A 23,391-nucleotide genomic window follows, 5' to 3' on the forward strand; every position below is an offset into this window, starting at 1 on the left:
TCTTCAGCCATGCGTATCGTTGTCGACCTTCAAGGGGCGCAGACCGAGAGCCGATATCGCGGCATCGGGCGCAACAACATTGCAATGACCCAGGCGCTGCTGCGAAATCGCGGGGAGCATAAAGTTATCGTTGCCCTCAACGGTCTTTTTCCCGACACGATTGAATCCATCCGCGCGACTTTCGATGGATTGATCAGCCAAGATGATATCCGCGTGTGGCAAGCGGTCGGCCCGCTCTTCTGGCCTGACCCGGCCAATGGGTGGCGCCGGCAGGCCGCCGAGCTGATGCGCGAGGAGTTCCTGGCATCGCTGCAGGCGGACATCGTGCATGTCGGCAATCTGTTTGACGGCGTTGTCGACAACATGACCTGCAGCATCGGCAAGCGTATCCGCATACCGACGGCGGTCACTTTTCATGACGCCATTCCCTTGATTCAGCCGAATGTCTACCTCAAGCCGAATCCGACATATGAATCTTTCTATCGCGCTCGCCTCGAACAGTTGCGACGTGCCGACTTAGTGTTGGCGGTTTCCGAATCCGCGCGACGGGAAGCGATCGATTATGCCGGAGTGTCCGCCGAAAGAGCGATCTCCATCTCGTCCGCCTGCGATCCGATGTTTGCACCGGCCGTTGTCGTCGAGTCCGCCAAAACAGCCCTCTGGCACAAGCTGGGATTGTCCGGCAGCGGCTTTGTCATGTATTCGGGCGGAGCCGACGAACGCAAGAACCATCTGCGCCTGATCGAGGCCTTTGCGTTTCTGCCGCAGTCCTTGCGCGCACAGCATCCATTGGTGTTCGTCGGCATGATGCCTGCCGACCAAGGTGCAAGGTTCCTGGCACACGCACGGGCGCACGGGCTCAGCGAGCGCGAATTCGTGCTCGGCGGTCACGTCACCGATGGCGAACTGGTGGGCCTGTATCGTCTGTGTACCTTGTTCGTGTTTCCGTCCACGCACGAGGGCTTTGGTCTGCCGGTGCTGGAGGCCATGTCGTGCGGTGCCCCCACCATTTGCGCGAACTCCTCCAGCCTGCCGGAAGTGATGGGCCGCGCGGACTCGATGTTCGATCCCTGCGATGTTCAGGGGCTGGCCAGGCTCATCAACAAGCTGTTGATCCAACCCCGGCAACGGGAAGAACTCGTGCGCCACGGTCTGACGCGTTCCGCGCTCTTCTCATGGGATCGCTGTGCGCAAACGGCGCTGGCCGCATTCGAGCGTCTGCATCGGCAGGACTCGTGGCAAGACGATCCGCGGCCCTCCTTGCTCGAGCAATTGCCGAGCACCATCGGATCGGCGGCAAGTCAGCGATATTCCGTCCCCGACCAGGACCTTGTCGCCCTGGCGGCTGCATTGTCGTCGAACAGCCGTTGGTCAACGCCCCCCACCACGGCCTGCAGACAATTGCTGGTCGACCTGTCGATTATGGCGGACAACGACGGGAAATCGGGTGTCCAGCGCGTGGTCCACGGACTGCTGTCCTCATTGATCCAGTCACCGCCCGCCGGCTTTCGCGTCGAGCCCGTGTATTCGCCCCCCGGGGCCGCCTCGTTCCGCTATGCGCGGAGCTATATGCGCCGCCGCTACTCCCAATTTGTCGCCTCGGGGGAGACGGATGACGTCATCTCCTTGAAACCCGGCGACGTCTTCCTGGGCCTGGACCTTCACCATTCGGCGCTGTATCGGCCCGAATTCTTCGGCCATCTGCGCCAGATGGGCGTGCGGACGGTCTTCCTCGCGCATGACCTGCTGCCCATCCACCTGCCGCATTGCTTCGCGCCCGGCATGGACGACTTTCACACGCGGTGGCTGCAATTCATTTGCCAGACCGACGGTGTGGTGTGCGTATCGCGCGACGTGGCGCTCGATTTGGTCGCATGGCTCAATGCGCATGGAATCGAGCGGCAGCGGCCACTGTCCATCGGCTGGTCGCATAACGGCTGCGATGCGCCCGGCGCGTGGCAGAGCCGCTCGCTGAGCGCACAAGCCGAACGCACGCTCGACCAACTTCAGGGACGCGACGTGTTTTTAAGCGTGGGAACGATCGAACCGCGCAAGGGGCACCGTCAATTGTTGGCCGCATTCGACTTGTTCTGGGCCGGTGGCGCCGACGTCAGCCTCGTGCTGGTCGGCCGCGAAGGATGGGACGTGGACGAACTGGTCGGCGACATTCGTCGACACCCGGAATTCGGCGGCCGCCTGTTGTGGCTCGAGGGCATCGATGACGCCTTCCTCGAACGCATCTACCGCGCCAGTTGCTGTCTTGTGGCGCCCAGCCTCGGGGAGGGGTTTGGCTTGCCGCTCGTCGAAGCAGGTGTAAGGGGGCTGCCCATTCTGGCGCGCGATCTCCCGGTGTTTCACGAAGTGGCGGGCAGTCACGCCACCTATTTCCGGGGCGAGACGCCGCTGGAACTAGCGGATGCGGTGGGCCGGTGGCTGGCAGCGCACCGGCAAGGCGCCGTACCTTCTTCAACCGGTGTCCAGCATCTGTCATGGGCGCAGAGCTCCGAGAACCTTTTGAAGCTCGCGCTCGAATCTCAGTGGCCCATTCGCTGGCGGCGCCAGCAAACCCTGTTCCTCGATGTCTCGGAGCTCGCTCGCCACGATGCCAAAACAGGTATCCAGCGCGTGGTGCGCGCTCTTGCGCGCAATCTTCTCCTGGAGCCGCCCGCGGGCATGAGCGTGTGCCTGATCTGGTTCGACGGCCAAGTCTACCGGCATGCGCTGCGCCTTCAGACGCGCCTGTGCCATGGCGTGCATTCGATGGCAGGCGAGCCCGTCGTGGATTTTCGCGCGGGCGACGTTTATTTGGCGCTGGATCCCAGCCCTGGATGGCAACCGCTGATGGAACCGGCGCAACGCGACATGCGTCGCCGCGGCGTGAATGTCTGGGTCCTCGTCCATGACCTTCTTCCGCTGCGGCACGCCGAGTGGTGGGTTTCGTCCGTCGCAAAGGCCTTCGCTCGGTGGCTCGACAGTGTCACCGAAGTGGCCAGCGGTTTTGTCTGCATTTCGGAAACGACCGCGGAAGATGTGCGGCTCTATCTCGCCCAGAGTGGTTTCCTGGGCGCGGAAAATATTCCAGTGCGCAGCTTCCATATCGGCGCCGATATCGAGGATAGCGAACCGAGCCGGGGATTGCCGCCGGACGCCGAGCAGTTTCTGGCACTCCTGAAACAGCGACCCAGCTTTCTGATGGTGGGCACCCTTGAGCCGCGCAAGGGGCACGCTCAGACGATCGCAGCCTTCGAGCGGCTCTGGGCGCAAGGGCACGAGATCAATCTGGTCGTCGTCGGCAAAAAAGGCTGGCTGGCGGACGACTTGTTCGAGCGACTTTCACGCCATCCGCGGCTCGGGCGCGAGTTCCATCTGCTGCACGGCATCAGCGACGAATATCTGGACCAAATCTATGCCGCGTCGGCATGTCTGCTCGCGGCAAGCGAGGGCGAAGGCTTCGGCCTGCCTTTGATTGAGGCCGCTGTAAAACACCTTCCGATTATCGCCCGCGATCTGCCAGTGTTCCACGAAGTGGCCGGCAATCATGCCTATTATTTCGAGGGGCTCGGCGACACGGATCTCGCTGCCGCGATCCTGGATTGGCTGGAACTGTCTGCCCAAGGGCGCCATCCCACAACGAACGACATGCCTTGGTTGACCTGGCGCGAGAGCGCCCAGCAATTGTTGCGCGCTTTGTGGCTTTCAAATGCCGATACGGCGCAAAATTTCTCTGAAGATCGGATAGAGGCGCCCGCGTGAATCGAAGAATCGCCTGCGCTTCAATCATATCTTCGCGCAATGGAAAGAAAGCGTGGGGCTTCTCTTCGTCGGACCTGTCGCGACGGCGACGATGAAGATCAGCGTGGCGAATCTGGCTGACACCTTCACTCACGATGCCTGACATGCGTAGAGCGCCGCCGCGCTGTGCGTCGGCAAACGCGGCTGGAATCAAATTCCTTCGCATGCGCCGCGTCGCGAAGCCACCGTCCCATCAGATTTAGACAGCCGCGCCGAAGCCCCGGTGTTCTGGGGCGTTCCGTCGTCCGATTCAATTTGCTCCAGGCTCTTCATGCGAAAAAATAATTTCTTGATCCTCGCCGTCCTGTTCGTCGCGGTCTCGGTCGCTATGTTTTGGTGGACCGCCCGTCCGCAAAGAAACTTATTTGCTGCCGGGTGCGATGATTTTGGCTATCTGCGGCAGGCGCAATTATTTGACACGTTCGGCCCGATCGGCGGCTTAGCGACACGCATTCAAGCGCCCGAAGCGCTCTTCCTCACCGATGTCGCCAAGTCGATCACCTCAGACAGCAAGGAGTGGTTTCAACTCATCGCGCCGCATTGTCATCACTATGTGTCCGCAACCGACGCGATCATTTTGCAGTATCCGCCAGGAACGGGATTCCTCATCTCTTTATTTCCAAAATCCGCGCAATATTCCTATCTCTATGTATCGGCAATCCTGCTCATTGCGCTGACTTTTTCCTGGGCCGTATTCAATTCAAGAGGGCATTTTCTCCCGTGGCTGCTCGCGGTGACAGCTCTGCCCTTGATCGATTGGACGATAGCCCAGGATGCCACCCAACCGAGCAGTCCATCGCACCCTCTGACAATCATGTGTCTGCCGATTCTCATTGTCTTGACAATGCGCGCTTTTCCGGCGGACCGCGCCGCTCGGCCGGGCACGGCTTTCTGGGTCGGCGTTTTAGGTGGGCTGTTATTCACCATTCGGCTGCCAAATCTATTTTTGCTCGCGGGACTATTGGTTGTGCCGTTGTTCAATTGTCTGAGGACCGCGCGTCGCGAGCTTGTTTGGGCTTATGCTGCCGGGCTCTGCGGATTCGGTTTGAGCGGTGCCGCGCCTGTCATGGCCGCGAATTGGATGAACGCGGGCTCGCCGTTTGCGACCACCTACGCCAACAACGATGCCGCTGTGCCCCAAATCGATCTGGCATTGCTCTGGGGTCATCTTAGATATTATTTTTCGGGGCGCCCAACAAGCTTGACTAGCGTCGCGGCGGTTTGCGCACTCGTCATTCGTCTCGCCACCAGACGGCATTTGGTTCCGGTCGAGGGCCGCTTTGGAATTTCGATCGGCGTGACAATCGCATTCGGACTCTCGCTTGTGTTTTTTCTTACCCACGAAGTGGCCGAGCCCTACTATATGATGCCCGCGAGTATTTTCTTGTTGAGCGGCGTGGTTTTTGAATTGTTGAATATTGAAGCTCAACCGAAGGTTGCCAGCTTGCGAAATTGGGCGGTTTTTCTGTTCATTCCCCTGGTTGCTTCGGGCGGACTCAGGATCGCTCATCTTAAACCGTTTCGTCCGATCAACACGTTGCCCGATGAGGTATTGCGAAAGGACGCGATCGTCTGGGCCGATATCAACAATGGGACGAGTTATTATTATTTGCAAAAGTATGCTGCGAAATTTGTTATGGCATCGCAATGCATGCAAGATAAAATGGTGCAAAAGGTCTCGGAGTTTGGGCGTGATCAGTTCTTTATCGCCGACTCGGATGAAATGGCGGGCAAGATCGACCGTTATTCTCGGCTCCTAAACATGAGGAAAATCGGCGAATTTGACATCGGCAAGCCGCTTCCGATCTTCAAATTGCCAGCGGGCACGCAATGGCCAGTCAAGATATGTTCAGAAAGCTGAGGGCCGCGTCGTCACCGAGCGGTTTTCGCGTGCGAATGTCGAGCCGGATCTCATTTACGTTCGCGATCGGGGGCATGGTGAGATCGGTCGGTGTCACCGCTGGTATCGATCTCGCGCTGTCCTTGCTCGCTATATTTTACTGGCGCCTGCGCTTTCAATCCGTTTCGAGATTACGAATTGGCTGAGGAGTCCAGGCGGGAATCCGGGCAATCCGGCCAGATTTTTAGGGTCCGTTCCGGACACGTAGGCTCCGCTTCATTCCGGGGAGCCCATGCTCAACCCGCCGCTCTCGCTCATCACAGCAGGTTGACCAGCATTCGACCGACCGCGCACATCTGCCATTCGTTGCCGGACGCGACGGAAGCCTGGATGGCATCGCCAAGGGTGCGGGGCGTACCCGGATAGGTTTGCAGCATGGTTGCGCGCGCACGGGGTGTGAGATGCCCACCCACGATCACCGGGACACACTCGCCGCTGGGTTCTTGGAGATTGCCGGACACCAGCCCGCGACGATGCAGGCTCCTGAGGGTCGCGGCGGACTTTTGCAGGATGTCGGCGTAATTCGGATCGGTCCGCTCCAGCTTGACCTTGTGTGTTTGCTCGACACCCAAATCGACCGCCTGCGGCTGCGCCTCCAGCAAGGCCGCGAAAACCCGCAACACCTGGATGTCCAGATTCCGCAGAATATCAAAGTCGGTCATGTGCGTTCCCATCTCTTGGAAATTAACGATTCGCACGCCGATAGGGAGCTTAGCCAATAGTAGGATGGGCGAAGTTTTTCTCTCTGGGGCGCCTGCGCAGGGCCCAGGACACGGACGCCTGGAGCGCCGGAAACTTGAGGAAAAAGGATCATCAGCTTTGCTGATGATCCCCTTAAAATAAGGGGTTTAAGTATTGGCCTCAGAATGCGCGAGGATGGGAGTTGGGGGCCAGATCTGCACTCCAAGGCATCCATAGTCGTTCATTGATGGTCTTGTGTGTCAAAATGGTGTGGGTTGCGATCCGGCAGCGCCGTGCCACAAAGAAAAAAGGGTCATCAGCGATCCTGATGACCCCCTAAAGCAAAGGGTTTAAGTAATGGCCTCAGGACCGCCGGTGGACAGCATGGGGGCAGGTCTGGGCGTTCCGAAGAGAATACAATCTTCTATCTTTGATCGGGCCGGTCAACTCTAGCGAATGCCCAAAAGGGCTTCGAGCGTATAAAGCGCCAGGCCGACAAGGCCGCCGATGAGCATGCCGTTGAAGCGGATATATTGCAGGTCGCGGCCGACGTTGATCTCGATGATGTCGACGAGGCGCCGCATGTCCCAGCTCTTCACCTGATCGGCGATGAAGGTCGAGACGCCGGCCTTGTGCTCGCTGACGAGCCGGCTCGCCCACGTCGCGACGTTCCGGTTGATATCGGAGCGCATGGCGGGATCGGTCGCAAGGCCAAGGCCGATTTCATGCAGGAGTTCCGCCAGGCGTTGCGGCATGGACGTGCTCGCGGTCGTCTGCGTCTCCATCGCCGTTTTGATCTTGGCCCAGGCGAGCGCCACGAGTTCCCGGATTTCGCCGCGCTTGATCACGTCGCGTTTCAGCCGGTTGAGCTGCACGGCAAAATCGCGATCGGTCTCCAGCCGGACGATCAGTGCGCGCATGAATTGATCGAATTCGGCGCGAAAGGGGTGGTTGGGATCGCTTTCGACTTCCTTGGCGAAGGACGCCACCGAGGCGACGATTCGCTTCAGAAGATAGGCGTCGATCCGATAGAGCTTGAGCAGGCTCGGCAATTCGGCACGGATCCGGTCACGGATTTGCGCTAGCATTTCCGGCTGTTTCAGCGCTCGCCGGATCATTGTCATAAGCTGGCCCAGGATCTGCTGATGCCGGCCGGTGTCGGCCAAAGCTTCCAGCGTCCCGGCGGCGAAAGGTGCAATGTCGAACGTGTAGAACTGCGCTTGCACGCTGCGCAGAAACAGGGCCTTCAAGCCGGAGGTCTCCAACGCCGCGAAGAGGTCGGGTAGCAGGCGGAAGGAGAATTTGGCGATGTCGAGGCAGCGTTCGCGGTCGTCGAGAAATGCCGCGACATGCGCCGCAAAATCGATCTGACGCAGCCGGGCGTCAACCGGGCCCGCTTCCAAAAACGTATCCTCGATGAACTGGCCGAGTTTTTCCGCGATCCGCTGCTGGCTGTTCGGGATGATCGCCGTATGGGGAATGGGCAGCCCAAGCGGTTTGCGAAACAGCGCGACGATCGCATACCAATCCGCGACACCGCCGACGGTTGCCGCTTCGGCACAGGCCGCAAGGAACGAGAAGGCGGGATATTTCAGGGCAATTACCCGCGCGGCGATGAGCAGGACGACGCAGCCGGCCAGAACGCCATGCGCGATCAGTTTGAGGCGTTTGAGATCGGCGCCCTCGGCCACCGGACCGGAGCCTGCAATGATGGAACTCGTCATACGCCTTCTTCTCCGCGCTCGCCAGGCCACGCGCATAAGTGCCGGGATGGCATGTTATACCAATGGTCGTGCGCTGCGATCTATATGAAGGCCTCAATGTCATCCCGAGCTTGACCCACAGCCGTCTGGGAAATGTCCGCGATGATTGAGCGCGACTCCTTCTCCCAGAGGGAGAAGGTGGCCGACGAAGTCGGTCGGATGAGGGGACTTTCGTGAGAGATTGGCCACGGCAAGACTCCAGCCAGCGACGATTCAGAGTCCCCTCATCCGTCACGCTTCGCGTGCCACCTTCTCCCGATGGGAGAAGGAGTCGCGCTCAATCATCGCGGACATTCTCCCGGGCGGGCGTGGGTCAAGCCCGGGATGACAATCGCTGGTGTCACATGAGTCCGCGGCAAGTCTGGCTTATTTCTTGGCCGAACCTTCGCCTGAGACGCTGCTGCTCAACTCCGCGACGCTGTCCTTGAGGCGGCCCTTGATGATCTCGGCGACTTTCGTCGACGATTCATGGGCGAGCGCATGGGTTTCCCGCGCTCCGTCGATCGCGACGCTGAGCACTTTTTTGGCAAATTCCGTCTGCCGGGCGATGTTCTCCTGCGGCGAGCCGAGTGGCTTGAAGTCTTGCGCCAAGGCGGTTGCTTCGCGCAAGCTTTCCTCGATGATCGAGCGCTGCTTTTGCGCCACCGCTTTGGCGCCTTCAGCCGCCGTCTGCGCGGACTGCGACAGCGCATCAAGATTCTTCTGCTGCATGTCGACCAGTTTATCGACATCGAGCTTCGGCAAGCCGAGATCTGTGCCGAATTTGCGGAACATATCGATATAGGATTGGAATGTTTCGGTCATCATCGCCTCCCTTTTGATCTGCCCGCAGCGCGAGATCAACGCGGCGAGCCGTTGCATCGATCACTCGGATCGATCATCCCGTGTTCTCATCACGCAGGAACCGTTCGACGCGCCGCGCTGTCTCAGCGGCGCTCGTCACGAAAAACAAATGGCCGTCTTCGATCAGTTCGAGCTCTGCATTGGGAATCAGCATGTGCAGCAAGCGGCCGTTGATCGGCGGCACGAGCGGGTCGTCGCTCCCCATGATGATGAGGGTCGGTTGCCGCAAGGCCCAGAGCCACGGCACGCTGGTCCAGCCGGCCATCGCCAGAAGCTGGTAGAGATAGCCGAGCGCCTTGGCGCCTTGCATGGCGTTGGCGTGCGGCGAAATCAGCGACGGATCTTTGCGCACCGCGCCGCCGTAAAGGGAGGGCGCGACCTTGTGCATGTATGTTTTGTCGACATAGCGGCGCGGCGTCACCATCTTGAGCATGGCCGAAGGACTGCCGGGTACCATGACAGCGCCCGGAGAGGTCGCGCCGAGCACGAGCTTGCGGCACAGTTTCGGATATTGGTGGGCAAATTGCTGCGCGACGCCGCCGCCCCAGGAAACGCCAGCCACATCCGCTCGCCCATAACCGAGTTCGCTGAGCAATTGCGCTGCCAATCGCGCCATCCCCGACAGTCGATAGGGCAGAACCGGCGTCGGCGAGCCGCCCACGCCGGGCATGTCGAAGATGATCGTCGTCGTCTTGGTGAGCGCTTCCATGAAGGGTTGCGCGAGTTGCCAATTGGCGCTGATGCCGTTGAACAGAAGCAAGGGGCATTCTTCGTTTCCGGCATGCCTGATGGCAACGGTCAAAAGCTGGCCGCCGATCGAGAGCGAGCGAACGTCGATGTCCGGAGTGGAAGCGGGCGATTGTGCATCACGGTGGTTCATCGGTTCGGAACGTCTTTCTCGCTTTAAAACGGGGCGCGAATTACTTGCCGCCATCACTTGCTTTTGGCCGGGACAAGGAGCGCGAGGGTCTCGGCCAGTAGCGCCGGCTTGGTGGATCCTTCGATCTCCAGCGTGTTCTGGGTTTTCATCAGCACCTGGCCCGCGTCCTTCGGCCCGACGCCGAGCAAAACAACCCGCAGGCGTACCCGCGCGCCAGCGGGCACAGGCGCCAGGAAACGGACCTTATCGAGCCCGTAATTCAACCCCGCAGCAACGTCGGCCGGGAGGATGCCCACTTCCATCGACAGGGACGCGATCAGCGACAGCGTGAGATAGCCGTGCGCGATCGTTCCCTTGAACGGGCTCTCCCGTTTGGCGCGTTCCACATCGACGTGAATCCATTGGTGGTCGCCCGTACATGCGGCGAATTGATCGATCCGAGCTTGATCGATCGTCACCCAATCCGAGACGCCCAGCTCTTTGCCGACATGATTGCCGATTTCCGCCAATGTGAAACGTGCCAAGGTCGCCTCCAACGATTCATGCGATTCCGACGTCTTCGTTACATCTCGCCATAGAGCCGGCGCAGCTCTTTCTTGTCCATCTTGCCCACGCTCGTCTTGGCGATCTGCGGAATGAACAAGATCTTCTGCGGCACGCCGTATTTCGAGATGATGCCCTTGTCGGCGAAGGTCAGCAGATGCGCCTTCACATCGTCATCAGTCAGTTCTGTCGGCACTTTGGCATCGCGCACGATGAGCGCGAGCGGCCGCTCGCCCCAGCGGTCGTCCTTGATGCCGATCACGGCGACTTCGGAGACGCCCTTGCATTGCATGATGAGATCTTCGATCTGCAACGACGACACCCATTCGCCGCCGGTCTTGATGACGTCCTTGATCCGGTCGGTAATATGGACATAGCCGTCCGGCGTGATGACGCCGATGTCGTTGGTGTGCAGATAGCCGCCCTCCCACAGTTTTTCGGAGGCGTCGGGATTGCCGAAATAGCCCTGCGTCAGCCATGGCGCGCGCACCACCACTTCGCCGGCCGTGGTGCCGTCATTCGGAACGTTATTCATATCGGCATCGACCACACGGATGTCGACCAGCGGGCCGGCGATGCCGGCGCGCACGCGGATGTCGATTTCCTTGTCTGCGTCGCCGCCGAGATCGCTCGACCGCACATGGCCGAGGCATAGAAGCGGCCCGGTTTCCGACATGCCGTAACCCGCGTAGATATCGACGCCGGCATCCATTGCCTGTTTGGCGAGCGCCTTCGACAGCGCCGAGCCGCCGATGACCATCTTCAGGCCGGCGAGATCGGTATTGGCAGTTTTGGCCGCATTGAGCAGCATTTGCAGAATGGTCGGCACGCCGTGAGTGAACGTCACACCCTCGCTCTTGATCAGCTTGACGAGGAGTGCCGGATCGTAGCGGCCGGGATAGACCTGTTTCACACCCGCGAGTGTTGCCGCCCACGGAAAGCCCCAGGCGTGCACATGGAACATCGGCGTGATCGGCATATAGACGTCATCGCGATGGAAACGCCCCTGCTGGCCCGGTTGGCCGAGAAAGGCGAGTTCGGCGAGCGCATGCAGCAGCAATTGCCGATGACTGTAATAGACGCCCTTCGGCAAGCCGGTCGTGCCGGTGGTGTAGAAGGTCGTCGCTTGCGCATTCTCGTCGAAATCGGGGAAGTCGCAATCCGGCGATGCGACGGCCAAAAGGTCTTCATATTCGCCGATAAATGGCAAGCCATGCGTCTCCGGCTCAGGCGCATCCGTCAGCAGGACGAATTGCTTGACCTTCGGCAGTTGCGAGCGGATGCCGGCTAGCATGGCGGCAAATTCCGCATTCACCAACAGAACCGACGCTCCGGCATGATTGATCGTGTAGGCGACCTGCTCGGGCGAGAGGCGCACATTCACGGTCTGCAGAACGGCGCCCATCATCGGCACGGCGAAGAAGGCCTCGAGAAACCGGTGGCTGTCCCAGTCGAGCACGCCCACCGTGTCGCCCGGCTTCACGCCAAGCTTCGCCAGCGCCGTCCCCAAACGGCCGATCCGCTCCCGCACCTGCCGATAGGTGAGGCGGCGCGAGTCGCGATAGACGACCTCCTGATCGGGCACCTGCGATAGCGGCGTGTGCCAGATCTGCTTGATCAACAGGGGATATTGATAGGCATTTGCCGCAGCATCGATCAATCTGACGGACATGGCGTGATCCTCCTCGCAACGCGAATGACGCTTGTTCTATCGTTCTAAGACTGCCGCCACGCCGGCAGCTTGTTTGGGCTTCGCCGCTTCGTTGCGCCTTGCTGCGCTTTCAGCGCATGCAAGCTTGCGCAGAGACTGCACTTTGTGAAGGTTCGCAATGGCCGCAAATCGGGCCATTTCGGCCAAGTGCGCCGGGCAGGGCGGCATGCGAACCGCCCCAAGGCCCGTGCGGCCGCGACCCTCCTATTTCTTTGCGGCTCCACCCTTTTCTCCGCCGGCCTCGGCGTCCAGAAAACTCTTGAACATGTTCGGAAGCCAATCCATTCCCGCCGGAGCGTTCGACAGCCAGGTCCGGGTCAATCCGTCGAGCGACAGGCGGTCCATATCGGCCATCATGCGCTTCTCGATTTCGGCAAGCCAAGCCGCCTGCAGCGGGCGAATGTCCGGCAGCCCCATCACCTCCCGTGCTTCGGCCGGCGTGCATTCGATATTGATCGTAACCTGCATTATAGCACTCCTTCAAAAAGATTGACCGCGCCGAGGCCCGATGCTTCGCCTCAGCCGCGTGAACTTAGAATGTTTTTTGCTGTCTCGTCATCGTTCTGTGCCGCGCGATGCCGAAAAGCCGTCGGCGACATGGCGGTCCAGCGCCGGAAAGCGTGCCGGAAATTTGCGGCGTCGCTGTAACCGAGCGCATAGGCGATGTCCTCCCGCGTCATTTCCGTCTCGCGCAGATATTTCATGGCGATGTGCTGCCGCAGCTCGTCCAGCAATTGTCGGTAGGAAGTGCCTTCCTGGTCGAGTTTGCGCCGCAGGGTGCGCGCTGTCGTGCGCAGGCGCTTCGCCGTGACCGAGAGGCTCGGCCGCTGGGCGAGATCTTCCAGCAGGATCTTGCGCACCTTGCCCGCGGTTCCGGTTTGGCGCCAGAGAGCCAGGAGCAGGTCCTCGCAAAGCTCAAGGGCGATCGGATGGGTCGTTCGGTTGCCGAGCCGCGCCGCATCGTCGAGCCATTTCGCGTCGAACACGATCTGATTGGCCGGCTGATCGAACCGAACCAGGCAATCCGAAAATTCCGCCGGCGATCGAAAACCGAGCGGGCAGGGGTAGGCGAACGAAATCTGATTGGGCGCGAAAGCGGCGCCCATCAGGTCGCGCTGCAGGCACAGATGCGTTGCGATCTGCATCTCGATTTGAAAGCGGTAGAGTCTGGCATCCGATTTCGGATGCGAGATCGGATCGATCGTCCAGATGCCCCAGTGGCTGGTTTCCTCGAATGAAATCGTCGTGAGGGGCATTGCCAGCGCGTGATAGCGGACGGCGAAGTCCATCGTGCGGCGAAAGTCCGAACTGGACAACATCGCGTAGCCATACATGCCATAGGTCGAGATATGAAATCGCGACCCGACCTTGAACGGCAATTGCGTATCGTGCGACAACGCCAGCGCATTGCGACAGCAGTTCAGGATTTGATTGATCGAGACTTTCGCGCCGACCGCATACATGTCCTCGCTCGAGAGCCCCGTTCCGTGCAAAGCCTGCTCCGGGCTGATCCCTTCGTCCGCAAGCGCTTCGACCAGCGCAACGATCTTCGCCGCCGTGTAAACTTTCTCGCCAAATCCGACAGCGGCCATGTTTTGCTCCATGCTTGACACAACCCGCGGCGGTCCCGCCGCGCGTTCCGTTCAAGCCTCGACCACATAGGTTCCCGGGGCATCGCCCAACGGAGGATGGGCTTCGCTGCCGAGGGTTTTCGGCGCGGACCGCTGGCCGCCCGAATGGTCGATGGACCAATTGCGCCACAGGTCCCACCAGGATCCGCTCGTCGGCGTCGCCTCTCTCAGCCAGTCGTCGGGGGACGCGGGCAGGGCAGGGTTGAGAAAGAACTTGGCCTTCGCATTCGTCGGCGGATTGATCAGGCTCTGGATGTGGCCGCTGTTGCTCAAGATGAAATCGTTCTTGCCGCCGAAGCTCCGCGCCGATTGATAGACGCCCTTCCACGGTGTGATATGGTCCGTCGTTCCGGCGACGAACATTTTGTCGAAGGACAATTTCGACAGATCGATGGGCTTGCCGAGAACTTTCATCGCGCCCGGGTGGATCAGGCGGTTGTCGCGGAAAATGTCGATCAGTTCAGCATGGAATTTCGCCGGCAGCCGCGTCGAATCGTTGCTCCAATACAGGATGTCGAAAGCGGGCGGTGGATTGCCCATGAGATAATTGTTGACCCAGAAATTCCAGACGAGATCATTCGGCCGCAACCAGGCGAAGATGCGATTCATTTCGGTGCCGTCGAGAATGCCTTTGGTCTGCGAGGCAAGCTTGGCCGCGCCCGCGGTTTCGTCCGTGGCGAAAAGCGCCAGCGTGCCATCGCGGATTTGCCCGAGCACCGCCACCATCATCGTCATCGCTTGAATGCCGGTGTCGCCCGTGTTGGCATAATGGGCGGCGAGCGCTGCCGCCGTCATGGCGCCCGAGCAGGCCGCATGAATGATGAAATCGTTCGAGCCGGTGATGTCGCGCATGGCCGCAATCGCTTCGTCGAGCGCCGCCACATAAGCGTCTATGCCCCAGTGGCTTTGCGCTTCGCTCGGGTTGCGCCAACTGACGACGAAGATTTGCAGGCCGTGCTTGACGAGATATTCGACGATGCTCCGTCCGGGCGCCAGATCGAACACGTAAAACTTGTTGATCTCCGGCGGAATGATGAGATGCGGCCGCTCGAAGACCGTGTCGGTCGTCGGCGCATATTGAATGAGCTCCAGCAGCGGATTGCGGAACACCACCTTGCCCGCCGACAAGGCCAAATTCTCACCGACCGTGAAGGCCTCGCGGTTTACCTGCGACGGCAGGCCGCCGTTGTTGCGTATGTCATCGACGAAATTCTTCAACCCGTCGAGAACGTTTTGTCCTTTCGTCGCAACAGTTTTGCGCAGCGCCGCGGGGTTGGTCAGAATGGCGTTGGTGGGCGCGAAGGCGTCGGCAAAGAGCGAAACCGCGAAACGCGCCCGCTCCTTGGTGCGATCGTCGAGGTCGGTGCGCTCGACGAAACCCTGCAGTGCATTCGTCCACGCCACATAGCCTTGCAGCATCGTGCGGTAGAGCGGATTTTGCATCCATGCTTCGTCGTTGAATCGTTTGTCGCCTTTCGAGGGCGCGAGCTCCGATTGCCCGGCGATGACCGCCACGAGGTCGCGCACGAGCGCGGCTTCCTGTTCGACCACCAGCATCGGATTGCGCAAGGCTTCCTTTGCGAGCACCTGAAAGCTCGCCATGATGTCCTGCGGCCTGAGGCCGATGAAGGGATTGGGGCCGAGCAGATTGTCGGTCACCTGATCGGCGAGCGTTTGATCGTCCTTGTCAGTCTTCGGTGCTTGGGTGTGCTTGTCGCTGCTCATGGTCGGCTCCATCGGGCGGCCAGTTGTTGTCTCTGCAAATGATCGGCGCGGCCGCTAGACGAACGCGCTCAATCCCGTGATGGCCTTGCCGACGATCAGCGTGTTCATTTCGCGCGTGCCTTCGTATGAATAGATCGCCTCCGCATCGGCGACGAAGCGGCCGATATGTTCGTCGAGCAGAATGCCGTTGCCGCCCAAGAGTTCTCGCGCATAGCCGACGGTCTCGCGGCATTTGACAGTGCAATAGGCCTTGGCGAGCGAGGCATGTTCGTCGGTCATCTTGCCCTGGTCCTGCAATTGCGCGAGGCGCAGCATCATGCTTTGCGTCGCGGTGACGTTGCCGAGCATTTTGACGAGCAGGTCCTGCACGAGTTGGAAGCCGCCGATCAGGCGGTCGAATTGCTTGCGGTGCAGTGCGTAGCGCAACGCGTGTTCATAGGCGCCCATCTGGCAGCCGACGGCGAACCACGCGACGCCCGTGCGCGTCATGCGCAGGACCTTGGCCGTATCCTTGAAGCTGTTGGCATTCTGCAAACGGTCGGCTTCCGGCACGCGGCAGTTCCGCAGCGTGATCAGGCCGTTCTGCACGACGCGCAGCGCCATCTTGTTTTCGATTTTTTGTACCGAGAAGCCGGGGTTCTCTTTGCCGACCACGAAGCCTTTCACCTGGTTGCTTGCTTCGTCGCGCGCCCAGATGACGTTGAGATCGGCGAAGGTCGAATTGCCGATCCATTTCTTTTGCCCGTTCAGAATCCAAGCGTCGTTCTCGCGGCGGCATGTCGTCGTCATGCCGCCCGACGTGGCCGAGCCGACGTCCGGTTCGGTCAGGCCGAAGGAGCCGATTTTTTCGAAGCGCATCATGGCCGGCAGCCAGCGCTGCTTCTGCTCTTCGTTGCCGCACAGGTAGATGGAGCCGGCCGACAAGCCGGTATGGACGCCGTAGAATGTCGCGACCGACGAATCGACCCGCGCCAGTTCCATGCAGATGAAGCCGTTCAGCAGCATGCTGCCGCCGGCGCAGCCGTAGCCCTCATAGCCGATGCCGCCGATGCCGAGCGCCGCAATCTTGGGGATGATTTCGAACGGAAATTTGTCCCGTGCCCAATAATCTTCGATGATCGGCGCGACGGTCGTTTCGGCGAAATCGCGGACGCGCGCGAGTATCCCGCGCTCCTCGGCATTCAGGACATCGGCGATTTGATAGAAGTCGCCGTTCACCGGCGGCGTTTTGAACGCGTCCTTGGGGGCAGCAGCGGCCGTCATGATCTGATCCTCCCCTATCCGGAATCAGGTCCGCGCCTCTTCTCCTGTCGGGGGCGGCGTCGGACGCGTTGCGGCGGCTTCGGCGCGGCTGCTTCGATCCCAGAAGCCTATCATCTACCTGAATCCAGCAAATGAAAGGTGGAAAGTGGACAAGTGGCGGTCAGATTCGGCCATCGAGAGGCGGTGACCACCGCCGCCGGCGTCGCATGCCTTGTCTTTGGCCGGTTTTGCCGGAACGGGGCGAACGCCACGCGCGGCGGACCGTCGCATGGGGTCCAATTCGGCCGCCGGAAGAGCCGCAGGAGCCGGTCTTCACCGGAATGGCCCCACGTCCGCAGCGTCCCGAGCGCTCCTCCACGCGATTGACGCGACCGCGGGTTTGCGGCATGTCGGAGATGTGTGATCTTCAAGGAGCTCTTCCATGCGCAATGCCACGACACCTTTCGTCCCCTTCAGCCTGGCGGGCAGCGATCTCGCGCGAAAGTCGGTCGCGGTTTTGATCGGTGTTGCCGCGCTGACCCTGGCGTCCAAAATTCAGGTGCCGATGCTGCCGGTGCCGATGACGATGCAGACCTTCGCGGTGGTCATGGTCGGCGCCCTGTGCGGCGCGCGCCTCGGCCTTGTCACCGTCCTGGCCTGGCTCGCTTTGACCTTGCTCGGGGTGCCGCTGATTGCCGAATGGGTGGCGGGGCCCGCGCCGTTCGTGGGCCCCACCGCCGGCTATCTCGCCTCCTTCCCGCTCATGGCAGTGCTCATGGGCTGGCTCGCCGAACGCGGCTGGACCAATAATCTCGTCCTGTCGGGTCTCGCGATGGTCTTGGCCAACGTCGTGTGCTTCGTGCTGGGCTGGGCCTGGCTCGCGACGCTTATCGGTGCCGATAAGGCGCTCGCGTTCGGCGTCACGCCGTTCCTCCTCGGCTCGGTCGTCAAATGCGCCCTCGGTGTGGCGCTGGTGGAAGCGCTGCGTCGCAACGTCAAATCGGCTTGAGCGCAGGATGGTCGTCCGACTGCGCGGCCATCACCTCAATTGCATTCTGACCTATCTTGGCCGGGGCTACAGCCCCGGCTTTGTTTTGAATATGGACGAGATCGTGACGCGGCTGCGAGCCGGCGCCATCGTCGAAATCGTCACCGGGCCGGATGATCTGTGCCGTCCGCTGCTGGCGGAGCAGGCGGCGCCGCACTGCCTCAACGACAGCGTCGTCGCGCGGGATGCGCGGGCGCTGCAAGCGCTCGGGGGCCTGTTAGGCCGCGACCTGGACGTGGGAGATCGCTTGGCGCTCGATGCGGCGCTTCTGAGCGATCTTCGCTCAGCCTTCGCGAGCGGGTCGACGCGAGCCGCATGCGCGGGCTGCGAATGGTCGAGCCTCTGCGACGCGATCGCGGCGTCGGGATTCACCGAGACGAAATTGTGAACCGATTAGGGGCCACGGTGCTGTCTCAAAACCCGAATTTCAAGCCGCCTTGCACCTGGGTGCCGCTCGTATCGCCCTTATAGAACCAAGGATTGTACGACCCCGCGGCAGAATTGCCGCCGCTGCCGGTATCGGCTTTCCATTTCATGCCTAGGGCAATCGGATTTTCGTCGGTTTTCTGTCGCGAGGCCAAAGGCAGGGCGGCGGGGCTTTGCGTCTTGTTCGCCGCCTTGCTCGCGACGGCCGGCTTCTTCGCTTTTTTGACGGTGGCCGCAGGTTTTGCCGCGGTCGCTTCGCCAGGACTGCGCAAGGACGGCGGCACCACCAAATCGCTCTCCTGCGCTTTTGCAAGCGCAGGAGCAAACATCAAGAGACTTGTTACAAAGATCAACGCGGGACGAAATTGCTTCATGGCCGCTCCACTGGACCACACCATCCTGGCAAAAAGTTGCTGTCTTCGCCTTTTGCCAGGGCCAGCGCTGCTTCCAGCGCGGCATTGAAATCTTTTTGCACGTCCTTGCGTTTGATCCGGCGGCGCAGAAAATCCGCCCACAGGAACTCGCTGAACGGCGTCGTGTCCTTAGCATAGCCCCCCATCAGGCGCAATTCGCCGGCAAGGCTGCGGAACGGGTCGTCCTCCATGTCCGCAATCGATTTCGGCAGGTCGTCGTAGGCGCGGCGCCGCCCTTTGGCGTCAAACGGATGCATCCAGCCGCGATTGTCGAGGAAAATCCAGAAGGCGTCCTGCTCCAACTTGCGCAAATCGGCCACCACCGTGGTCGCGATGTTCTCTTCGCCCTCTTCAAGCAGTGCCCGGCACAGATGGTGATGGTCGATCACATAATATTCCGCTTTCGGGCCCCAGATGACCGGAATGAGATGGGTGCCGAGAAAGTCGGCCTTCTTCTCCTCCTTACGCTTGCGCCAATTCCTCTGCTTGGCTTTCACTTCGCGCATGCCGACCGTGATCTGAGTCGGGCGCAAGGCCTCGATGGCAACGGGTTGAATGTGTGGTTCGCGGGACAATCTCATGTCTATATCCTCTGATGTTATGGGTTGTTGCGAAAGGCCCCCGGAAAGACCGGATCCGCATGGGCGGCTTTCGCTGGCGAAAATCGATGTTCTGATCAGATCAGGAAAAGTATCGATCGGAGGCGTTCATATATTCGTCATAATTGCGAGATCGGCAACCGTTTCATCTTCGCCATAGAAAAAAGTAAAGGCCGTCTAAATCGGGAATTGCCGGCCGATTTCGACCAGCTTGTCGTTGGGCAGGCGCAGATAATCGCTCAAGCGGGCCGAATTGCGGCTCATGAAGGCGAAGGGCACGCGGATCCAGGCGGGCAGGCCTTTACCATCCTCGCGTGCGGTGATGCTGGTGCGGCCGATGTAATAGGTCACGTCGCCGGGATCGAGGGCGCAGCCTTGTTCCTTGCACAGCGGCAGAAGTTTGGGCAGGTCCGGCGTTTCGATGAAGCCGTAATTCGCCTCGATGATCCAGACGTTGGGCGCTTCCTGCTGTACCGTGAAGCGTTTGCCGCTCGCGACGCGGGGCACCGGCAGAATGGACCAGCGCACGACGGCGACCCGTTCCTGCAGGGCATGGTTGAGTTCGACGTGCCAGCGCATCACGGCCGGCACGCCATTGCCCGTCATGGTCAGGAACACGGCGCTGCCCGGCACGCGCACGACATTGCCGGATTGCAGCTTTTGCTTGAACGTGTCGGCACTCTCGGTTGCGCTCTGCATGCAGGCATGGATCGCCGTCGACCCGCGGTGCCAGATCCACATGGCGCCATACACGATGATCGCCATCAGCAGCGGGACGTAGCCGCCTTCCAGCACTTTTGCCATGTTGGCAACGAAGAAGCTCGTATCTACGATCAGGAAGATCGCAGCAACCGCACCGGCCAGGGCGATGTTCCAGCCCCAGATCTCGCGCATGGCGATGAAGAGCAGCACCGAGGTCATCAGCATCGTCATCGATACGGCGATGCCATAGGCCGCCGCCAGATTGTCCGATTTGCCGAAGCCGACGGTCAGCCCCAGGGTTGCGAGCATCAACAGCCAGTTGACCGCGCCGACATAGATTTGGCCATAGCCTTCCGCCGAGGTTTGCCGGATGTCGAAACGCGGCATCCAGCCGAGCTGAATGGCCTGGCGGGTCATCGAAAAGGCGCCGGTGATGATTGACTGGCTGGCGATGATGGTCGCGACCGTGGCGAGCGCGATCAGGGGCGTCAGCAGCGCCGGCGGACAGAGATGGTAGAAGATATTGGTCTCGGTTGGCTCGCCGTTGAGCACGATCGCGGCCTGGCCGAGGTAATTAATCACCAGGCTCGGGAAGACGATGCTGTTCCAGGCGAGGCGAATCGGCAGCGGCCCGAAATGCCCCATATCGGCATAAAGCGCCTCGGCGCCGGTCACGCACAGGAACACGCCGCCCAGCACCAGGAAACCGGCGAGGCCGCCCGACAGCAGAAATTTAAGGCCGTAGACCGGATTGATCGCCCAGAGGACCTCCGGATATTGCGCGATGCCGTAAACGCCCATGATCGCCATGACGACGAACCAGAACAGCATGATCGGTCCGAAGGTGCGCCCGATCCTGGCGGTGCCCATGGGCTGCACGACGAAGAGGGCAATCAGGATCGCGACCGCGCCGAACAGAACGTAGGGTGTCAGAGACGGGGTGATCTGCTCGACGCCTTCGAGCGCCGAGAGAACCGAGATTGCCGGCGTGATGGCGCCGTCGCCATAGATCAGCGCCGCGCCGAACAATCCGGCCGCCACGATGACCGGGCGATTCTGCTTCTTGACGCCGAGCAGCGACATCAGCGCGAGAATGCCGCCTTCGCCGTCATTGTCGACGCGCATGGCGAAATTCACGTATTTGATCGTCGTGATGATGAACAAGGTCCATAGGATCAGCGACGCGGAGCCCATGATGGTCGCGGCCTCCGGCTTGGCGCCGGTCAGATCGAGAACCGTCTTGAACGTGTAGAGGGGGCTGGTGCCAATATCGCCGAAGACGACGCCGAGGGCGGCAAGACTTAAGGCCGGCAATGCGCCTTTGGGGGAACCGGATTCAGACAATGAAACCTCGCTTGGGTGCAATCGCTAACATTATTTAAGACGAATAATATGAACCTTATCTGTCCAGGATCACCCGGTCCACATTGCCATCAAGTCCCGGCGCCTGTCGCAGGTCGGCCCAAATGCGAGCGCAAAAAAAACCGAGGCGCAAACGCGCCTCGGTCATTGTCGATTGGGATGCGAGCCCGCCTCAAGCGCCGCTGATGGCGAGGACGACGATCCGCACCAGCACCAATCCGGCAGCAATCACGAGATAAGCACGCAGCGTGATCATCCAGATACGGCTCTTATTTGACATGTTCATGGCAGGCAGCTTGTGCAGCGGCGGCATGCGCCACGTGTCGCGCGCACCGGCCGGGAAGGCATCTTGCGTGTCGGCCGAGGCGCTTTTGAAGGCGCCGCTGACCAGGGCGACGACAATTGCGAGCACCGAACCGACACCGAGAATCCAGCAAATCACGGTCGCATCGGTCTGGTCCGGGAACAGGACCGAGGCGGTGAGGATGACCGACATCAGCACGAGCGCCGCGATCACGCCGCCGGTGAAGAGGTTCATGCCCCGCCTGTTGACCCACGGGCCGAGCACCGGCTTGTCGTTGCACAGCAGCAGCAGGAACACGGTTGCGCTTGGCAGCAGCACGCCGGCAAGGGCCTGCACCGCGTTGGTCAACTGGCCGAGCGGCACACCGGGTGTGACGACGAGCGCGGCGCCGACGGCGAGGATGCCGCAATAGACCGCATAAAAGGCCTTCATCTCGGTCGGCTTGCGATGCAGCGAGTGATTGACCGAGAACACGTCACCGATCGCATAGGCGGTGGACAGCGACACCGCGCAGGCACCGATGACCGCCGCGTCGATGAGCGCGATCGCGAACAGGACGCCCGGCAGATGGCCGACATATTTGTCGATGCCGGCGGCAACCGCGCCCGCGTCGGTGAAATTGCCGGCTTCCGGCTGTCCTGCAAAGGTCGCGGCTGCGAAGGCGATCATCGCCACGGCGCCGACGATCACGACGGCGATGCCGATCCACAGATCGATGCGGCCGTATCGGATGAAGCGCGGGGTGATGCGCTTGTCGATCACATAGGACTGCTGGAAGAACAATTGCCAGGGCGCGATTGTCGTGCCGACGATGCTGATGATCAAGAGAATGACATCGCTCAGCTTGCCGCCTTCCGGTAGCACTGGCAGTTGCGGCACAACGAGATCATGGGTCATCTGGCCGAGATCCGGATGGACCATGAAGAAGATCGGCACGAGCAGCAGGCTGCCGAGGCACAGGAACAGCGCGAACCGTTCGAAGCGGCGGAAGCTGCCGGTGCCGGCCGAGATCATGATCACGGCAGCAGAAATCGCGACGCCGACGATCTTGTTGAAGCCGAGATAATCGAGCGCCAGCGAGATGCCGATGAATTCGGTGACGATGGTCAGTGCGTTCAACAGGAACAGGTCGATGACGCTGAAGGCGCCCCAGAATTTGCCGAAACGCTCCAAGATCAGGCGCGCATGGCCGACGCCGGTCACGGCGCCGAGCCGCAGCACCATTTCCTGGTTCACGTAAAGCACCGGGATCAGCAGCAGCAAGGTCCATAGCAGCGAGGTGCCGTAGTTCTGGCCGGCCTGCGAATAGGTCGAAAAGGCGCCGGCGTCATTGTCGCCGACCATGACGATGAGGCCGGGGCCGACAATCGCCAGAAGCGTCAGCAGACGGTGCCGCAAATTGGCCCGCGGGCCGATATCATCTTTGTGGATCGTGCCCAATGCGCCTTGGATATGGCCGATATGGGCTTGGTCGAGCACGGCGCCAGCCGTGGTGTTGGGGTCGATACGCAAGGTCATTGCTCATCTCCTGGGCCGGCGGAGCTGAGCACGCTGCCTTAAAGCGTGATCTCAAACCGCGTTACCGCACGGCAAATAATAAAAAACAAGGGTTTCGCTTCAGATTTACCGCCCACCGGAGAACCGAAGATCGATCCGGCAGGCCACTTCGGGTCCTCTTCCATGTCAGCCATCCTCTTGATTTTCGCGCGCACGCGGCCGCTCCGCAGCCTGCGATGGGGTTGCGAGCACTAAAACGCCGTACAGGCCCGCCTGAGGGCGCGCCCATTGAACAATGAGGGTTTTGAGCTTTTTCATCGCTCATCTCC

Annotated in this window: 20 protein-coding genes; 4 read left to right on the forward strand and 16 right to left on the reverse strand. The window is 60.8% G+C overall.

What is annotated here, in order from left to right; translation table 11 throughout:
* Window positions 1-9: 9 nt before the first annotated feature.
* Complete coding sequence (locus tag V9T28_RS05255) at window positions 10-3,753, forward strand: glycosyltransferase family 4 protein (protein ID WP_116401499.1); 3,744 nt, start codon at window positions 10-12, stop codon at window positions 3,751-3,753.
* A 328-nt stretch (window positions 3,754-4,081) separates the two neighbouring features.
* On the forward strand, window positions 4,082-5,653 hold the full coding sequence (locus tag V9T28_RS05260; protein WP_116401500.1) for a hypothetical protein: 1,572 nt from the start codon (window positions 4,082-4,084) through the stop codon (window positions 5,651-5,653).
* 296 nt (window positions 5,654-5,949) lie between these two features.
* On the opposite strand, the gene V9T28_RS05265 is transcribed toward V9T28_RS05260, so the two are convergent.
* From V9T28_RS05265 to V9T28_RS05310, 10 genes are all read right to left on the reverse strand, one after another.
* A complete protein-coding gene (locus V9T28_RS05265) occupies window positions 5,950-6,354 on the reverse strand; it encodes a hypothetical protein (protein WP_116401501.1) in 405 nt (134 codons plus the stop codon).
* Between the two features lie 468 nt (window positions 6,355-6,822).
* Window positions 6,823-8,097, reverse strand: coding sequence for a DUF445 domain-containing protein (locus tag V9T28_RS05270; RefSeq protein WP_116401502.1), 1,275 nt, complete (start codon window positions 8,095-8,097; stop codon window positions 6,823-6,825).
* Between the two features lie 405 nt (window positions 8,098-8,502).
* Window positions 8,503-8,940, reverse strand: a complete 438-nt coding sequence (locus V9T28_RS05275) for a phasin family protein (protein WP_158554823.1) — start codon at window positions 8,938-8,940, stop codon at window positions 8,503-8,505.
* 73 nt (window positions 8,941-9,013) lie between these two features.
* Window positions 9,014-9,859, reverse strand: coding sequence for a poly(3-hydroxyalkanoate) depolymerase (phaZ, locus tag V9T28_RS05280; RefSeq protein WP_116401504.1), 846 nt, complete (start codon window positions 9,857-9,859; stop codon window positions 9,014-9,016).
* A gap of 53 nt (window positions 9,860-9,912) precedes the next feature.
* On the reverse strand, window positions 9,913-10,383 hold the full coding sequence (locus tag V9T28_RS05285) for a MaoC family dehydratase (protein WP_116401576.1): 471 nt from the start codon (window positions 10,381-10,383) through the stop codon (window positions 9,913-9,915).
* 38 nt (window positions 10,384-10,421) lie between these two features.
* A complete protein-coding gene (locus V9T28_RS05290) occupies window positions 10,422-12,074 on the reverse strand; it encodes a fatty acid--CoA ligase (RefSeq protein WP_116401505.1) in 1,653 nt (550 codons plus the stop codon).
* Window positions 12,075-12,317: 243 nt separating this feature from the next.
* The gene (locus tag V9T28_RS05295; RefSeq protein ID WP_116401506.1) at window positions 12,318-12,581 is read right to left on the reverse strand and encodes a DUF6489 family protein; all 264 of its coding nucleotides are present in this window, start codon (window positions 12,579-12,581) and stop codon (window positions 12,318-12,320) included.
* 50 nt (window positions 12,582-12,631) lie between these two features.
* Entirely contained in the window at window positions 12,632-13,705 is a 1,074-nt protein-coding gene (locus V9T28_RS05300) for an AraC family transcriptional regulator (RefSeq protein ID WP_158554824.1), read from the reverse strand.
* A 51-nt stretch (window positions 13,706-13,756) separates the two neighbouring features.
* Window positions 13,757-15,469, reverse strand: a complete 1,713-nt coding sequence (locus tag V9T28_RS05305; protein WP_199500176.1) for a PHA/PHB synthase family protein — start codon at window positions 15,467-15,469, stop codon at window positions 13,757-13,759.
* 54 nt (window positions 15,470-15,523) lie between these two features.
* Window positions 15,524-16,732 (reverse strand): acyl-CoA dehydrogenase family protein, encoded by a 1,209-nt coding sequence (locus tag V9T28_RS05310; protein ID WP_116401509.1) that lies wholly within the window; start codon window positions 16,730-16,732, stop codon window positions 15,524-15,526.
* Between the two features lie 421 nt (window positions 16,733-17,153).
* Here V9T28_RS05310 and V9T28_RS05315 point away from each other — a divergent pair, with 421 nt between their 5' ends.
* Both V9T28_RS05315 and V9T28_RS05320 read left to right on the forward strand, forming a co-directional pair.
* Window positions 17,154-17,720 carry a biotin transporter BioY gene (locus V9T28_RS05315; protein WP_116401510.1) on the forward strand — a complete coding sequence of 189 codons (567 nt, stop codon included), beginning with the start codon at window positions 17,154-17,156 and terminating at the stop codon, window positions 17,718-17,720.
* Between the two features lie 7 nt (window positions 17,721-17,727).
* Window positions 17,728-18,147 (forward strand): DUF1284 domain-containing protein, encoded by a 420-nt coding sequence (locus V9T28_RS05320; protein WP_116401511.1) that lies wholly within the window; start codon window positions 17,728-17,730, stop codon window positions 18,145-18,147.
* Between the two features lie 25 nt (window positions 18,148-18,172).
* Here the strand turns inward: V9T28_RS05320 and V9T28_RS05325 are convergent, their stop codons facing one another.
* The 6 genes from V9T28_RS05325 to V9T28_RS05350 all read right to left on the reverse strand — a co-directional run bounded on the left by V9T28_RS05325 (window position 18,173) and on the right by V9T28_RS05350 (window position 23,380).
* Window positions 18,173-18,559: a hypothetical protein gene (locus V9T28_RS05325; RefSeq protein WP_116401512.1), complete on the reverse strand. Its 387-nt coding sequence runs from the start codon at window positions 18,557-18,559 to the stop codon at window positions 18,173-18,175.
* A complete protein-coding gene (locus tag V9T28_RS05330) occupies window positions 18,556-19,179 on the reverse strand; it encodes a ParB-like protein (protein ID WP_116401513.1) in 624 nt (207 codons plus the stop codon). The genes V9T28_RS05325 and V9T28_RS05330 overlap by 4 nt, the downstream gene beginning before the upstream one ends.
* A 195-nt stretch (window positions 19,180-19,374) precedes the next feature.
* Window positions 19,375-21,243, reverse strand: a complete 1,869-nt coding sequence (locus V9T28_RS05335; RefSeq protein ID WP_116401514.1) for a potassium transporter Kup — start codon at window positions 21,241-21,243, stop codon at window positions 19,375-19,377.
* A gap of 190 nt (window positions 21,244-21,433) precedes the next feature.
* Window positions 21,434-23,083, reverse strand: a complete 1,650-nt coding sequence (locus V9T28_RS05340) for an NRAMP family divalent metal transporter (protein ID WP_116401515.1) — start codon at window positions 23,081-23,083, stop codon at window positions 21,434-21,436.
* Between the two features lie 38 nt (window positions 23,084-23,121).
* Window positions 23,122-23,247, reverse strand: coding sequence for a hypothetical protein (locus V9T28_RS05345; protein ID WP_281024275.1), 126 nt, complete (start codon window positions 23,245-23,247; stop codon window positions 23,122-23,124).
* Window position 23,248: 1 nt separating this feature from the next.
* Window positions 23,249-23,380, reverse strand: a complete 132-nt coding sequence (locus V9T28_RS05350) for a hypothetical protein (RefSeq protein WP_281024276.1) — start codon at window positions 23,378-23,380, stop codon at window positions 23,249-23,251.
* Window positions 23,381-23,391: the final 11 nt, after the last annotated feature.

This window comes from Methylovirgula sp. 4M-Z18 (assembly GCF_037890675.1).
GTDB lineage: Bacteria > Pseudomonadota > Alphaproteobacteria > Rhizobiales > Beijerinckiaceae > 4M-Z18.

Bases quoted from the DNA above. Each gene is read 5' to 3' on its own strand.
- V9T28_RS05255 (WP_116401499.1), top strand. From the start codon at position 10: ATGCGTATCGTTGTCGACCTTCAAGGGGCGCAGACCGAGAGCCGATAT.
- V9T28_RS05265 (WP_116401501.1), bottom strand. From the start codon at position 6,354: ATGACCGACTTTGATATTCTGCGGAATCTGGACATCCAGGTGTTGCGG.
- V9T28_RS05270 (WP_116401502.1), bottom strand. From the start codon at position 8,097: ATGACGAGTTCCATCATTGCAGGCTCCGGTCCGGTGGCCGAGGGCGCC.
- V9T28_RS05275 (WP_158554823.1), bottom strand. From the start codon at position 8,940: ATGACCGAAACATTCCAATCCTATATCGATATGTTCCGCAAATTCGGC.
- phaZ (WP_116401504.1), bottom strand. From the start codon at position 9,859: ATGAACCACCGTGATGCACAATCGCCCGCTTCCACTCCGGACATCGAC.
- V9T28_RS05290 (WP_116401505.1), bottom strand. From the start codon at position 12,074: ATGTCCGTCAGATTGATCGATGCTGCGGCAAATGCCTATCAATATCCC.
- V9T28_RS05295 (WP_116401506.1), bottom strand. From the start codon at position 12,581: ATGCAGGTTACGATCAATATCGAATGCACGCCGGCCGAAGCACGGGAG.
- V9T28_RS05300 (WP_158554824.1), bottom strand. From the start codon at position 13,705: ATGGCCGCTGTCGGATTTGGCGAGAAAGTTTACACGGCGGCGAAGATC.
- V9T28_RS05305 (WP_199500176.1), bottom strand. From the start codon at position 15,469: ATGAGCAGCGACAAGCACACCCAAGCACCGAAGACTGACAAGGACGAT.
- V9T28_RS05310 (WP_116401509.1), bottom strand. From the start codon at position 16,732: ATGACGGCCGCTGCTGCCCCCAAGGACGCGTTCAAAACGCCGCCGGTG.
- V9T28_RS05315 (WP_116401510.1), top strand. From the start codon at position 17,154: ATGCGCAATGCCACGACACCTTTCGTCCCCTTCAGCCTGGCGGGCAGC.
- V9T28_RS05320 (WP_116401511.1), top strand. From the start codon at position 17,728: ATGGTCGTCCGACTGCGCGGCCATCACCTCAATTGCATTCTGACCTAT.
- V9T28_RS05325 (WP_116401512.1), bottom strand. From the start codon at position 18,559: ATGAAGCAATTTCGTCCCGCGTTGATCTTTGTAACAAGTCTCTTGATG.
- V9T28_RS05330 (WP_116401513.1), bottom strand. From the start codon at position 19,179: ATGAGATTGTCCCGCGAACCACACATTCAACCCGTTGCCATCGAGGCC.
- V9T28_RS05340 (WP_116401515.1), bottom strand. From the start codon at position 23,083: ATGACCTTGCGTATCGACCCCAACACCACGGCTGGCGCCGTGCTCGAC.
- V9T28_RS05345 (WP_281024275.1), bottom strand. From the start codon at position 23,247: ATGGAAGAGGACCCGAAGTGGCCTGCCGGATCGATCTTCGGTTCTCCG.
- V9T28_RS05350 (WP_281024276.1), bottom strand. From the start codon at position 23,380: ATGAAAAAGCTCAAAACCCTCATTGTTCAATGGGCGCGCCCTCAGGCG.